We start from the raw sequence: 14,044 nt of genomic DNA, 5'->3' as shown, positions 1-14,044 counted from the left end.
AGTAAAGCGATGGCAAACAAACGCAAATTAACGATGGCCCTGCAGGCTCTTTATCTCACAGCAGGTTTGACGCTAACCAATAGCTTAGAAGTTCAGCCTGCGATCGCCCAGAGCAGCGCCGTGCAAGCTGGCTACAGCTTTTTAGAGCGGGGTTGGGTTGACGATGCCATTCAACAGTTTCAGCAAGCCGTACAGCAACAGCCGCAGTCGGTAGCGGCGCGGTTGGGGCTGGCGGTAGCCTATCAGCGAGCCGGACGCGATAGCGAAGCTTGGCAAGCCTATCAGCAAGTTCTATCGCTAGAGGCTAATAATCAGCCTGCCCTCACGGCCATTGGCCAACTGGGTAGCTATCGGCCTGAGTGGCAAGCCCAAGGCATTTTGGCGCTGACCCAGCTTTTGCAAATTAACCCAGATGACAGCGCTGCCCAAGCGCAACGGGCACTCTTGTTGGGCTATCAGGGTCGCTTTGCCGAGGCGATCGCCGATTATGAACGCCTGCTAAGCAACCGTCCTGCCCCAGCAACAATTTTGGCAGCGGCTCAAATTTATACCTACAGCGGCAACTACAGGCAAGGCTTGGCGCTGTTTGAACAGTATTTAGCCACGGGCCAGCCCTTATCAGCCGCAGGGGCAACTGCCTACGCCCAAACATTGCAACAAGCAGGGCGACCCTCAGAAGCGATCGCGCTGTTAACTCAGCGCTTGCAGTCTGCCCCTGATGATTTGGAGCTACGCTCGGCTTTAGCGGTAGCTTATCAAAGCAACCAGCAAACAGAAGCCGCCTTAAACACGTTGGCACCGCTACGCGATCGCCCCGATGCGAGGCTGCCCCTAGCGCGATCGCTCAGTCAAATTGCCCGTCAAGCTGGCGAGACAGCCCTTTACCGCGAAGCCGTTTTGCTCTATCAGCAAGCGCTGGTGGCCACCGCCAATCCTAGCCCTGGCTTGGTTACAGAAGTGGCTGATGTCTTCAGCGAAGACCCCGACTTTCAAGCGACGGCGCTACAGATCTATGACCAGCTTTTGACCGCTTCACCGTATCAGCCTGCTTTGCAAACCAAACGGCTGATTTTGGCGGCTGAGCTAGGAGAGTTGACGCCCTTAGAACTGCGATCGCAACTTTTAAGCCTGCTGCAACCCTTGCCCGATGACGCCACCCTGCGGCAGCAAATCGGCCAAGCCCTAATTCGGTTGGATCACCGCGATCCGGCTCTTTTGCCCATTTATCAAGATCTGATTGCCGCCGCTACCCCGGTAGATTTTCTGTACTTTCGCCTAGCGCAAATAGAAATGGCTCAGGGCAACTGGTCAGCCGCTAGCGCCGCTATTGCCGCTTATCAAGCCACCCCAGCAGGGCAACAAGACTTGGCGGCTGGCCTGTTGCTGGCTGAACTCGAACGGCAGCAAGGCAATTTAGCCGCCAGCGCCCAGCAGTACGAGGCTATTCTCAGCCAATCCCAATCCCCGCAGATGATTGAAACAGCCCTGCTAGGACTCAGTGGCATTCGCCAAAGCCAGCAGCGCTGGGAAGCTGCGTTAGCCGCTTACGAGCAGATCCTCAGCCGCAATCCCCAAAGCGAACGAGGCCGCTTAGGCCAAACCTACCTGGCTTTGAAGCTAGAACGCCTCAGCGTTGCCGCCGCAGAAACAGTTTTGCACGATTGGCTAGCTGCTCACCCCCGCTTGACCCCCGCCGAGGTTTCCTTCGAACTGCTCGATTTAGTCGGAGCGCTACCGCCTGATGCCAAGCGCCAAACTCTGTATGAAACTCTCTTGGCGATCGCACCTGATCACATCGGCGTCAACCGTCGCTATGTGCAATGGCTGGCTCAAACAGACAAAGCCCAAGCGCTGGCCTACGTGCAGCAGCTTACCCAGGCAGAAGCCACCCCCGTCGGGCTGTACTTTGTCCAGGGCGAAGTGGCTCAAACCTTAGGTGAGCTAACCCTCGCCAGCCAAGCCTATGAAGCCGTTCTGACTCAGCAGCCTGAAAACACCGACGCGCTCTCAGCTTTGGCAGGTGTGCGCTTTCAACAGCGGCGACTGCGCCAAGCCGAAACTCTCTACGAACAGGTGCTGGCGCTCAAACCTCAAGATTGGGAAACGCGCCGCATTTTGGCAGAACTCAAGCTCGCCCAAGATCAGCCGATCGCTGCGTTGCAACAGTTTAGCGACCTCCAAGGTGCAGAGGAAGCCAGCAGTCTGGAACAACCGCCAGCGCATCGCATCCAGCACATTGAGATTAATTTTCTGCGCCGCCGTGGCTTTCAGCCCTTTTGGGAGCGGTACTAGTCGCTGCTGATCGATTTACCCGCCTGACCACAAACCTGATGATGACTTTTCGAGACGCCGCCATGCCTTCCTTTTGTCGCCCACTGCCACTCGGCTTTTTCGCTAGCTGTTTGCTCTTGCCCACGAGCTTAGTCTGGATGGTTGACCCGGTCTATGGTCAGCCATCTAGCCCAGAAACACCTGCTGCCCAACCGGAAGCCACCACCCAAACTCTGCCGCTGCCCACGCCTAAGCTGGCGGCTCCGGTGGTTGAAGCGGCTCCTGCGGGTCAGTATGTGCTGGAATTTAACCGCAGCCCGGTTGTAGAAGATCGGCTGCGGTTTGAAGGCATCTACGATGAAGCTCGTCTCTGGTTTACCCGACCGCGCAACTGGCAAACTCAGTCCGTCAAAGTGCTGCTGCGCTATCGCCACTCGGCAGCTCTGTATGCCACCCGATCTAACATGACGGTGTTGGTCAACGGCACCAGTATTGGCAGCGTACCGCTCAATCGCAAGCAAGGAGAACTGGGGGATGCGGTCTTTGAGATTCCGCCACGGCTAATTCGCGACTATAACGAAGTGGTGGTTGCCGCGTTGCAAAACAATTCACCTACCTGCACCCAAGACCCCTTTGATCCGTCCTTGTGGTCAGAAGTGCTGCCTGATTCAAAGCTGGTGTTTGACTTTGAACCTCAGTCTATCCCGCTCGATTTTCAGCAGTATCCTTATCCCATTGTGGATGTGCTGAGCTTAGAACCCAATCAGGTCGCCTATCTCCAACCCGCAACCGTTGAAGAAACCTGGTTGACCGCCGCCAGCCGCTTGCACAGTAGCCTGGGTCGCATTGTCGATTATCGACCGCTAGAGACGCGCCTGATTGAGACGCTTGAGCAAATTGAAGCCGACGAACATTTGATTGTGATCGGTACCCCTGCTGAGCAACCCGCTTTGACGGCGCTAGACCTGCCTTTGACGCTCACAGATAACCAGTTCCTAGATGGTGAAGGCCAGCCTCTGCCAGCCGATGTTGGGGTGCTGGCCCTCACCACCACCCTCGACAATCAGGTACCTGTTTTGGTGGCTACAGGCAACGGGCCAGCGGGGGTGGCTAAAGCGACTCAGTTTTTGGTGCAAAGTGATGCCGAAGCCATTGGCACCGGACAGGCTATTTTAGTGCAGCAACTCGCAGCCGTGCCCAGCCCACCCACCCGCGACTGGCCCAAATATTTGCCAGCGCAAGATTCCTTTGCTCTACAGGAGCTGAAAACGTTCAACCAGCAGACTTTTGCTGATGTGACGGTTTGGGGGTCGCAAGCGCCTGCTCTAGAATTCGATTTTCGGGCCTTGCCAGACGATCAGTTTTTGCCGGGGAGCAGTATGCGGCTGAGCTATAGCTATGGGCCGCAGGTGAATCCGCTAACGTCTCAGGTGGAAGTCAAAATTGACGGGGTGGCCATTGGTGGAGAACGCCTGCGATCGGAGGATGGCGGGACGCGAGAAAGTATCAAGCTCAATCTGCCCACCGATTTGATCAAACCCTATTCCAAAATGCAGGTTAACTTTCGGCTTGACCCCCGCGAGCGCCGCTCTTGCAGCCGGGTCACCGATCAGCAGCTTTGGGGCACCATTCATGCAGACACTCAGTTTGATTTGGTGCGTGAGATTGCGGCTTGGCTACCTGACTTAAAGCTTTTGCAATATGGATTTCCTTTTGCAGCGCCACAGGATCTTTCGCAAACCGCGATCGCAGTTCCCGATGAACCCAGCAGCAGCGACCTGCTGGTAATGCTAGAAATGAGCGAACGCCTAGGCCGACTCAGCCAAGCTGAATCGGTTGAGCTAGCGGTCTATCGAGCCAGCCAAATTCCAGCAGCGATAAAGCAAGATCGTCATCTGATTGCTATTGGCTTACAAAAAGATTTTCCCCTGAGTGAAGCTTTTGACCCGGCAGCGGGATTTCAGCTTGGTCATACCTTTTCGCGGCAATGGCAGCAAAGCCAGATTCAGACCCTCCCCGATGATGAAGGCTTGGTGAAGCAAATGCGATCGCCCTGGAATGAAGAGCGGGTATTGCTGGCTCTTAGTGCCCAAACAGCAGCGGGCTTAGACCATGTGCGGCAATTGCTAGATCAAGATTCGCTGTTTTATCAGCTAGAAGGCGACACCGTGTTGATTAGCGCCAGCGAAGCCACCCCCGATCCTTACGACCCGCAAGCCTATGACCTGACGGTGCTCAAGCAGGCGCAACAGCAGCGCACCTCTTTAGAAAAAAGACCCCGACAGCTCTTTTTGAGCCTACAGCGTCACTGGCTGTTTCTCTCGACGGGTACGATCGCCGCCGCGCTGATTTTTTACGGCATTGCCCAGCAGTTGATCCAGCGCCTGTCGCGTTCGGATGCTTAAGCTTTTCGCGATCGCGCCTGCCCTTTTATTGATATCCGGCACTCATGGTTAGTTTTTCTAAAAAACGACGTTCCGCTCGGCTGCAACGCTATTTACAACCCCTATGGCAACGATTAAGCACACTAGCCCACACCTGGCTGGTCGATCGCTTGCCCGCTATTTTTGACTGGGTGTTGCAATGGCTGAGCCGTCAGCAGCTTTTGGTTTTAGCCACCGCTGTCGGCATTTTCTGCATTCCGTTGATCACCACCCGTCCTAGCGTCTGGCAGCAGGGCTTAATTACGCTGCTGCTGATCAGCATGGGTCAGTTTGTTTTGCAGTTAGAAGAACAGGCTCAAAGCAACCGCACCTCAGAAGCGCTGCATTTGCTTTTGATTGCCCTGAGCTTGCTGACGACCGGACGATATTTGTTTTATCGCAGTCAATATACGCTCAACTTTGACAACTGGATTTCTAGCTTTTTTTGCCTGCTGTTGTTTAGCGCCGAACTCTATGCCATTGCCACGCTGGTACTGACCTACTTTCAAACGCTCAAAGTTAAAGAACGGCGCTCCATTGACCTTTCAACCATTCCCACTCACCAGTGGCCCAATGTAGATATCTACATTCCCACCTACAACGAAGACGTTGAAATTGTGCGCAAAACGGTTTTGGGAGCGATTGAAACCGACTATGCCCGTGACAAAAAGCGAGTGTATGTCTTAGATGATGGTCGCAAATATCCAGAACGACGGGTAGAGCTACAGCACATGTGCGATGAGCTAGGCGCTCACCTGCTGGTGCGTGACAACAACGACCACGCCAAAGCAGGCAACATCAACACCGCGCTCAAACGGACAGAAGGCGATTTGGTACTGATTCTCGACTGCGATCACATTCCGGCTCGCAATATTTTGCGAGAAACCGTTGGGTTTTTCAAAAATCCTCGGGTATCGCTGGTGCAGACGCCTCACTGGTTTTACAACCCTGACCCGTTTGAACGTAATTTGCTGACTGAAGGGCGGATACCCGTTGGCAATGAGCTGTTTTATAAAGTGCTGCAGAAAGGAAATGACTTTTGGAACGCGGCTTTTTTTTGCGGTTCAGCGGCAGTGATTCGCCGCCAGCACCTATTGCAAGTGGGCGGCATTGCTACCGAAACCGTCACCGAAGACTGCCATACAGCCCTGCGGCTGCATTCACTGGGCTATGAAACGGTCTATTACGACAAAATCATGGTAGCCGGATTAGCACCCGAAAAGTTTTCGGCCTTTGTTGGTCAGCAGGTGCGCTGGGCTAGAGGCATGGCTCAAATTTTGCGGCTAGAAAACCCGCTGTTTAATCGCAAGCTGAAGCTACGATTATCTCAGCGAATTTGCTACTTTAGCGCCACGTCTCACTTCTTTTTTGGCTTTCCGCGCCTGATGTATGCGATCGCCCCCAATTTGTTTTTGCTCTTTGGCATTAGCGCCGTCAAAGGCTTAGGGCTAGAAACGCTGTTTTATGCCCTGCCGCACATTGCCCTGTCTATGCAGGCCAACCATATTCCCTACAAGCATGTGCGCTTTTCTTTTTGGAATGAAATTTATGAATTTGCCCTGTCTTTTCAGGCGGGCATTGTTACGCTTTTGGCGCTGGTCAACCCCAAACTGGGGTCGTTTAACGTAACTGACAAAGGATTGACTGTAAGCGAACGCAGCTTTGATTTAGATACGGTGCGCTATCTGGTCATTTTGGGCGTGATTACGGGCGCTTCTTTGTTGGCCATTCCTTTTTGGCTAATTCTCAGCCCAGACGATACCCAGGCGGTGTTGGTGAATGCGCTGTGGTGTGTCTTTAATTTGCTGCTGGTTATTGCCGCTTGTCTGGCCGCCTTTGAGCAGCCCCAGTTGCGTCAGGCTCACCGAATGCCGCGCCAGCTCAAGGCGATTATTCACAGTGAAGGCCAAAGCTGGCAGGGGCAAACCCTTAACCTCAGCGAAAGCGGTGCCCAAATCTGCATGGATGTATGGCCCAATATTGCTGACCAGATCAAGGTGGAGCTAGTGGGCGATTATGGTGCGCGGGTTTTGCTGGATGCGGCCATTGTAAGAGCTACAGCCACGCCAAAGCTACAAACGCTGCTGTCGGTAAAATTTGTCAATCCTAGCCGAACGCAGCTAGATGATTTGGTTGTTGTCATCTATTGCGATGTGAACCAGTGGTATTCGCAATACCGAGCCGAGCGCGATCGCCCTTTTCAATCGTTGGGTTTTATTGTCACCAGCTTGAAGCGAGCCTTTAGAGAATTTCAGCCTGAGCGCGGCGTTAAGGTGCGTAAGCGGGTAACAGCCGCCGCCGAACTGTACTGGGAAGGCTGGGGCGATCAGGCACTGGCGGCGGTGGTGAGCGAAATTAGCTCACAAGAAATACGGGTTGAGCTAGAAACGACTGTAGATTTGCAGCAGGTTCATCTAGAGCAAAGTCAACCCCTGCTGGGGCTGCTGGTGGGGCAAACGGCAACCGATTCAAACGCTCAAAGCTTGCTGGCGCAGGTGATGCAAGTAGAGATACTGGCACCGCTAGCCCTAACGCCTACAGCCCCCCCCAGCCAGCGCGTAGCCCTAGAGCTACGCTTTCCCGAAAGCTTGAAAGCTAAACAACAACGCAAAATTAAACACCTGCTGCGGACGCTGACTGAATAGGCGCGTAGCCTAGACAGCGTCCGCTGTAGCCATCAGGGTTAATATCAATTCTCGATTTTGGATTTTCGATTTTGAATTGAACAGTCTTTGCTCTACATACGTTTCGTCATTCTCATCTGTACCTTTCTTTTGAAGAATTGGTATAAGACCCTTAAATAGCTGCAAGCCTCTAACCGCAAGCCTTTCATGCTGCCTTTAGCCCGACCCCACCCAGCGGCTCAACCTCTCGTCAACGCAACTTCACCCTCTTTCCTCGTCATGAACCCCAATTTTGAAACCATCCTGGCCAACTGGCGGCTGCTGAGAAGTCTGGTTACCTGCTGTCTGGTTCTGGCGATCGCGGCGAGTTGCACTTCTGCGCGATCGCTGGTGTGGCGTACTCAAACCAGTCGAGCCAAAGCCAACCTCGAAATTCAGGTAGCGCCAGCCGCTAAACCCGGCCAATATACCCTTTCAGGCACGGCTGATTTGCCCAAAGGAACCGAACTCACGGTGATTGCGGTTCGCTATCTGCACTTGAGCCAGTCGCCGTTCAAAACGGTTGATCCTAAACCGACTTACTCTATCCTGGCCTACGATACGGTAAACGTTGAAGGCAATCGCTGGCAAACCCAACTGGAGCTTTGGCGCGTTGCCCCTAGCGGTCAGTTTCAAGAAGCCTGGCAGCTAACCGAACCAGATCTAGCCCTAGCGGTTGAGCCAGAAGCCCAGGTCGTTTTTTTAGCCACCCTAGCTCCTATTCATGATTTGCAGGCGATCGAACAGCAGCTTGCCCGCCGCGATCGCCAATTTGCTAGCCGCTTTGTGCAAACCACTGCCGAGGGCAACCGCTATTTGCAAACAGGCCAAGTGTTAGCCGTTAACCTACCCACCGGAACCACAACTCCAGTGGCTACTCGCGCCGAAGACATCAACGGCGGCTGGGGCAATCGCTTTTTAGATTTGCCCGATCCACCCAATACGCGGCAGTTGGAATTTCCTGATCAACGCCAAACCAACGCCCCTGTCGCTCGCGAAGAATTGCTTTACTGAAACTATCGCTAAAAGCAGAAAGCTAAGAGCAGCGGGCAAAATGAAAGGCTTGCGGTCAGCGGCTTGCAGCCATTAAAGGGTTTCTACGCAGGTGGCGACAGCAATAACACCGATTTTTCAAAAGAAAGGTACAGATGAGAATGACGAAACGTATGCAGAGCAAAGACTGTTCAATTCAAAATCGAAAATCCAAAATCGAGAATTGATATAACCCGCCAAAAACAATTCAACCTCAAATAAAAAACCGGGATGCTTGAGCCAAGCACCCCGGTTTTTGCGTAGCAGTTCTTACTGACTGTCGCCAGAGAGAATAATAATGTCGTCACTGCCGCTGTAGTTGCTGCCATCCGGTAAGATTGCCCCTTCTAGTTGAACCCCTGCCAAGTTAGCGCCTTTAAAGTTAGCCGCCGTTAAGTCCGTATAACGCAAATCTGCCCCTTGCAGATTGGCTCCGGCTAAATCAGCCTCTCGTAAAACCGCTCCATAGAGGCTAGCGTTGGCTAAATTAGCCTTTTGCAACCTAGCCTGATTAAGTGCCGCTTCTCGCAGTTCGGCTTCCGCCAAAATTGCCTGCTCTAAATTGGCCTCCACCAGGTTAATTTGCATCAGTTGCGATCGCGTTAAGTCAGCTTGCTTTAAGTTAGCCTTACCAAAATCGGCTCCCGTGGCGTTGGCTTCAATGAGCTGAGCTGACTCTAGCTGCGTTTGTTGCAAAACCGCGTTGACCAATTGGCTTTGCGAAAAGTTTGCCTGGGCTAAATTTGCCTGACTTAAGTTAGCTCGGCTGAGGTCTAAACCTCTGAAATCAGCTTGAGCCAAATTGCAGGCCAAGCATTCATTGGCGCTTTGCAAACGCTCAAATGGACTCAGTTGGGTTTGCGGATCAATCCAGGCTGCTGTTTCAGGCGGGGAACTGTCAGGCTCAGATTCAGCCGCTTTCTCCGTGGCTGAAAAAGTATAAACCGCAACGGGTGCGATCGCAGCTACAAGCAGGGTGCTGAACAAAAATGCGTTGAAATTCATCGGTTCAAGTTTGACTGTAGGATGAGGCGATTGAATAAGCTTTAAGCCGACTTTATCAGGCTTAATCCCTTCTTCGAACACGACAGGTATTTTCCGAATGCACACCTTAAAATTATTGTAAATTTGAACCGCAAAAAGCTGATTTTATTCGGACAAACTTTGTCTGACGTTTAAACTTGTAAACGCCTATTACCTAGACAGTTAAGTATAATAAAGGAGAACTTCATTCAGGTTTAACTCAAAAGTAACTTCGCTTACTTCTTTTTACTGAATGATTGCTAAAAGTCGGCAAATTTTTACGATTTATAGCCTTTGACTTTTGCTCTTGTTTGTGTATGAGAGAGATTAACTGACGAAATCAGTTACTAACACCAGGCGCTCAACTCAACACCCAAACCACGGATCAGACTGAGTAATCAGCAGCCAAAACCAGCTAATAATCTGGTTCTGAGCGTTTAGATGGCTAGTCTTTTACCTAGGCAGGTTGTTGAGCCAAAGAGCAAACCTGAGAGATTTGCTAGCGAGAGCAGTCAAGGTTGGCTTTGGGGTTAATTAAATTCTCAAAAGAATTAAAAAGAACCTGCTAAAGTCAAGCTCTCTCAAAGCTGAACAGCAGTTGGCAACCTCTTAAATACTGATTTCGACACTTTTATCAGTTAACAATTTCAGCCGTTTTCAGTAGTCAGACTTAAACATGAAAGATTTCCCTATCCGCAATATTTTTCTGCCAGCCGTTCTCGTAGCGGGTTCTGTTTTTTCAGCGCTCACTTTACCGGCTGTGCTTAAACAAACCGCCAACGATAGCATCAGTCAACTGCCCGTCTTTAACCAGGCAGCGGCCATGAGTTTAGGCCAAGTTCATAAAGACGTTGCAATTCCTTATATTGGCAGTGTCATTGTTTTAAGTGCGGGGGCTGGTATAGCCACGGCTGAGCTAGCCCGCAAGCGCCAAGTCGCTCGCCAAAAAGCAGCCGCTGCAAAAGCGACCCAGCCTGCTGCTGCACCTGCCGCTGAGCCACTACTGGCCGCGTTGCCCTTGGCGAGCGCTACCTTTGAGTGGCCCACCGAAGCGCCAACTGCCAGCCCAGAGCCAGTTTTACCTTCGCTGGCGGCGGCGGCTGACTCCGACAGCAGTCATACTGTGGTGATTTTTCCCGGTCAATACCAGCGTTGCCGTATTCAGGTGCCCCACCTGCAAGAGCAACTCTATGCGATTGAATTTGATCAGCAGTTTTATAGCTTGCTCAGCGCTGGTCTATCTAAAGCACAGGCATTAGCGGCCATCGAGCAGCTCAGCCAGGAAGATCGAGCCGCCATCTTGACCCGGATGAACCAGGGCTATGCCGTCTGGGTGCAAGAATCTCAAGCCCAATTAGTGTCAGTCGCTTAGCAACAACCCGGTTAAGCTAAGCCGAATCATCGCAGTAGGTCACGCTTCGGATAGAAACCATGAAACCTGAAGAATTTTGGCACCTGTTTCAAGCAGGCGATCGCAACTTTTGCAACCTCGACTTGGCAGAATATGACTTTAGCCACTGTAATCTGCACAGTATTAACTTTTGGCGCACCCATCTCAGCAAAGCCAATTTGAGCGAGGCCATTTTGGCGAAGGCTGACTTGAGAGATGCAGTGCTAACAGCGGCTGACCTCAGTAAAGCCGATCTCAGGGGAGCCAACCTCAGAGGAGCCAACCTCACAGCCGCTCAGTTGATTGATGCTGGCTTTCAAGCCGCTATTTATGACAGCACCACGCAGTTTCCAGCCGAAATCGGGCCGTGGCAGACACAAGCCTACAGCATTGGGCCTTTAGCCAAATTAGCCAACGCTCAGCTTACAGAGGCGCAGCTTGAAGGTGCCGATCTCAGCGGCGCGGTTTTAAGCAATGCCCAGCTAACGTCAAGCAACCTGTTTGGCGCAGCCTTAAGACGGGCGCAACTTATGGGGGCTAACCTGAAACGAGCAAATTTGTCTGAGGCAGATCTGAGTAACGCTAATTTGAAAGGCGCTGATCTGAAGCAGGCCGATTTGAGCTATGCCCATTTGTCCAAAGCCAACCTGATCGGCGCTGATCTGCGCGAAGCTCAACTGCGAGGAGCCAATTTGTCGGGGGCGCTCTACGATGAAACAACCCAATTTCCGACCAACGTTCTGCCCCAAAGCTTAGGTATGCTGTGGATTGGCCCAGGTGCTTGTCTGTGGCAGGCCGATTTAAGTGGGGCTTGTTTAGCGGGGGCTAATTTGCAGGGAGCCGTGCTGATGGGAGCCAATTTAGCGGCAGCCGATTTGTGGGGAGCCAATTTGGCTCAGGCCGATTTAAGCGGCGCTGACTTAACCCAAGCGACCTTATGGGGGGCGAATTTACAAGGAACTGATCTGCGTCAGACCACGCTGCCCAAAACCGCTTTGCACGGCGTAGATCTGAGCAAAGCCCATCTAGATGAACCTGAAACCGAGCGATTGGCCGTGGGTTAGCCAGCCGATTTGGAGTTTTTAAACCCCAGGCAAAAGCGGCTCTTTTACGATGTTCTTTGGGTAGGTAGCGAAAGCGCTACCAGCAACCGCTCAAAGGTAGCCGCGATCGCGCTAGCACTCGTTGGCTAAGTCGCCCAGCGATCGCCAGCTTTTTAAGTTCTGGTTAAAGTCTGGAAACTAAAAATTTGGCAGAAAAACTGAAGTAATAGACGCGAGTTCATCTCAATTCACTTCAATTGAGTAGCCATGATCATTTTGCTTAGAGAATGTTTGTAAAGATATCTGCGGCGTAGCACAACCGTTTAGATCTCCCTAAATCCCTCTTAAAAAGGAGACTTTCCGAGTCGATTCCCTCCTTTTTTAAGGGTGGCTAGGGGAGATCAATGCGTGCCTAAATAACAACCCTTGGCTTTGCAAACACCCTCTTAAAGCCGTGGTCTTGATCAAGATAGACAGCAAAATTAAAGGTCTTCTATCGGCGGTTTATAGTCATTTAAATATAAAAACTTTAACGATTACAGCCCTAAAAACAGGCAACTTTAAGTCAAAAAAATCGTCCTGATCAACAAGTCATAACCCTCACAAATACGATGGTGCTTTTAGCAGCTAGCTAAAAATGGGAAATGAGCTGAATTAAATGTCTGTAATTTAGCAAAAGCGTATTTTAACCTAGCTATTAGCTCTCTTCATTTAGAAGCATTTACAAGCAGCCTGATTTTGTCGCCTTCACGCTAGCAGGGCAACTAACAAACGTAAAACGCCCACTTTCATTCTCCTTTCAAGGTCAACAACCGTCTTTTTACCGCTATGTTTAATCAACGCTTACTTCGTTTTATCGTCTGCGGCTTGTTCGGTGCGATCGCCGCTTTTAGCCTCTCGTTTAATCATGGCCTGCCACAGGCGATCGCCGCTGATACTCCAACGCTCCCGGTCATGCCGCTTTCAACCCAAGGGGCAAAAATTGTAGACGCTGCTGGCAACCCCGTTTTACTGCGCGGCGTTAACTGGTTTGGTATAGAAACGGAAACTTATGCGCCTCATGGGTTATGGGCACGCGATTATAAAGACATGCTGGCTCAAATTAAATCGTTGGGCTACAACTTTATTCGCGTCCCTTTTTCGCTAGCGGCTCTGCGCTCCGAAACAGTCAGCGGTATTGATTTCTCTATTGGCAGCAACAGCGAACTATTCGATAAATCACCGCTAGAAGTTTTAGATTTAATTGTTCAAGAAGCAGCGCATCAAGGGCTTTTAATTTTGCTCGATAGCCATCAGCTTAACGAACAAGTTATTCCTGAACTTTGGTACGACGAAGAATACAGCGAAGCCGATTGGATTGAAGCTTGGACAATGCTGGCGGAGCATTACCGCTTCCAGCCCAATATCTTAGGAGCTGATCTAAAAAATGAGCCTCACGGCCAAGCCAGTTGGGGAACAGACGTGCTGGAAACTGACTGGCGTTTAGCTGCAGAACGCGCTGGAAATGCAATTTTAGCCATCAATCCCGATTGGTTAATTGTGGTACAAGGGGTTGAAAACAACGTGCCTGACCAGCAGCTTGCTATTCACTGGCAAGGCGGTAATTTAGAAGGGGCAGGTCGCTATCCGGTTAGACTATCGGTAGCCAATAAGCTGGTTTATTCTCCCCATGAATATGGCGCGGGCGTGTTTGATCAACCCTGGTTTTCGACTCCAGAATTTCCTGAAAATTTACGCGATCGCTGGGAAATTGGTTTTCACTATCTGGCCACCGAAAACATCGCCCCTATTTTGATTGGTGAATTTGGTGGTCGCCAAACTGACTGCCAATCAAAAGAAGGGATTTGGCAGCAAAAACTGGTTGACTACATCAACGAAAATGCGCTCAGCTATGCCTACTGGAGTTGGAATCCTAACAGCGCCGACACAGGCGGCCTCTTGCAAGCAGACTGGCAGCAGATTGAAGCTGAAAAGCAGGCGCTGTTAGATCGAACCTTACCTCACCGCTAAAACCATCGGTTATAACCGTTCGAGCGCGAACTATCTACCTGATTGGGTCAAAAGCTATGGCTGCAGAATTTTTGTCACATTCAGTCAAAAATCATTCTCAAGATAGAGATTAGCCAAAATCGATTGTTCTTAACCCCCTGGGGGCATAGAAATCCTCGAAATTTAGCGTTATTTTCATACTGGCAAGTT

At 51.3% G+C, this 14,044-nt stretch carries 8 protein-coding genes; 7 read left to right on the top strand and 1 reads right to left on the bottom strand.

What is annotated here, in order from left to right:
• The first annotated feature begins 9 nt into the window (after positions 1-9).
• The 4 genes from ACTS3T_RS09525 (at position 10) to ACTS3T_RS09510 (ending at position 8,371) form a co-directional block, all read left to right on the top strand.
• Entirely contained in the window at positions 10-2,292 is a 2,283-nt protein-coding gene (locus ACTS3T_RS09525) for a tetratricopeptide repeat protein (RefSeq protein WP_377961888.1), read from the top strand.
• Positions 2,293-2,330: 38 nt separating this feature from the next.
• Positions 2,331-4,676: a cellulose biosynthesis cyclic di-GMP-binding regulatory protein BcsB gene (locus ACTS3T_RS09520; protein WP_377961891.1), complete on the top strand. Its 2,346-nt coding sequence runs from the start codon at positions 2,331-2,333 to the stop codon at positions 4,674-4,676.
• A gap of 44 nt (positions 4,677-4,720) precedes the next feature.
• Positions 4,721-7,339 (top strand): UDP-forming cellulose synthase catalytic subunit, encoded by a 2,619-nt coding sequence (bcsA, locus tag ACTS3T_RS09515; RefSeq protein ID WP_377961894.1) that lies wholly within the window; start codon positions 4,721-4,723, stop codon positions 7,337-7,339.
• Positions 7,340-7,525: 186 nt separating this feature from the next.
• Positions 7,526-8,371 (top strand): hypothetical protein, encoded by an 846-nt coding sequence (locus ACTS3T_RS09510; protein WP_377960300.1) that lies wholly within the window; start codon positions 7,526-7,528, stop codon positions 8,369-8,371.
• A 288-nt stretch (positions 8,372-8,659) separates the two neighbouring features.
• Here the strand turns inward: ACTS3T_RS09510 and ACTS3T_RS09505 are convergent, their stop codons facing one another.
• Positions 8,660-9,475: a pentapeptide repeat-containing protein gene (locus ACTS3T_RS09505; protein ID WP_377960302.1), complete on the bottom strand. Its 816-nt coding sequence runs from the start codon at positions 9,473-9,475 to the stop codon at positions 8,660-8,662.
• Between the two features lie 613 nt (positions 9,476-10,088).
• On the opposite strand from ACTS3T_RS09505, the gene ACTS3T_RS09500 reads away from it, so the two are divergent.
• The 3 genes from ACTS3T_RS09500 to ACTS3T_RS09490 all read left to right on the top strand — a co-directional run bounded on the left by ACTS3T_RS09500 (position 10,089) and on the right by ACTS3T_RS09490 (position 13,855).
• On the top strand, positions 10,089-10,784 hold the full coding sequence (locus tag ACTS3T_RS09500) for a hypothetical protein (protein WP_377960304.1): 696 nt from the start codon (positions 10,089-10,091) through the stop codon (positions 10,782-10,784).
• A 59-nt stretch (positions 10,785-10,843) separates the two neighbouring features.
• Entirely contained in the window at positions 10,844-11,866 is a 1,023-nt protein-coding gene (locus tag ACTS3T_RS09495; protein ID WP_377960306.1) for a pentapeptide repeat-containing protein, read from the top strand.
• Between the two features lie 807 nt (positions 11,867-12,673).
• Entirely contained in the window at positions 12,674-13,855 is a 1,182-nt protein-coding gene (locus tag ACTS3T_RS09490) for a glycoside hydrolase family 5 protein (protein WP_377960308.1), read from the top strand.
• The last annotated feature ends 189 nt before the right edge of the window (positions 13,856-14,044 follow it).

The sequence above is a fragment of the Almyronema sp. genome (assembly GCF_052168255.1).
Taxonomy (GTDB): Bacteria; Cyanobacteriota; Cyanobacteriia; order Phormidesmidales; family Phormidesmidaceae; genus Sphaerothrix; species Sphaerothrix epifaneia.
The sequence above is the reverse complement of the archived record's forward strand: the minus strand, read 5'-3'. Positions and strand labels throughout refer to the sequence as shown.

Excerpts from the sequence above, each read along its gene's own strand:
- ACTS3T_RS09525 (WP_377961888.1), top strand. The coding sequence starts at position 10 with ATGGCAAACAAACGCAAATTAACGATGGCCCTGCAGGCTCTTTATCTC.
- ACTS3T_RS09520 (WP_377961891.1), top strand. The coding sequence starts at position 2,331 with ATGATGACTTTTCGAGACGCCGCCATGCCTTCCTTTTGTCGCCCACTG.
- bcsA (WP_377961894.1), top strand. The coding sequence starts at position 4,721 with ATGGTTAGTTTTTCTAAAAAACGACGTTCCGCTCGGCTGCAACGCTAT.
- ACTS3T_RS09510 (WP_377960300.1), top strand. The coding sequence starts at position 7,526 with ATGCTGCCTTTAGCCCGACCCCACCCAGCGGCTCAACCTCTCGTCAAC.
- ACTS3T_RS09500 (WP_377960304.1), top strand. The coding sequence starts at position 10,089 with ATGAAAGATTTCCCTATCCGCAATATTTTTCTGCCAGCCGTTCTCGTA.
- ACTS3T_RS09495 (WP_377960306.1), top strand. The coding sequence starts at position 10,844 with ATGAAACCTGAAGAATTTTGGCACCTGTTTCAAGCAGGCGATCGCAAC.
- ACTS3T_RS09490 (WP_377960308.1), top strand. The coding sequence starts at position 12,674 with ATGTTTAATCAACGCTTACTTCGTTTTATCGTCTGCGGCTTGTTCGGT.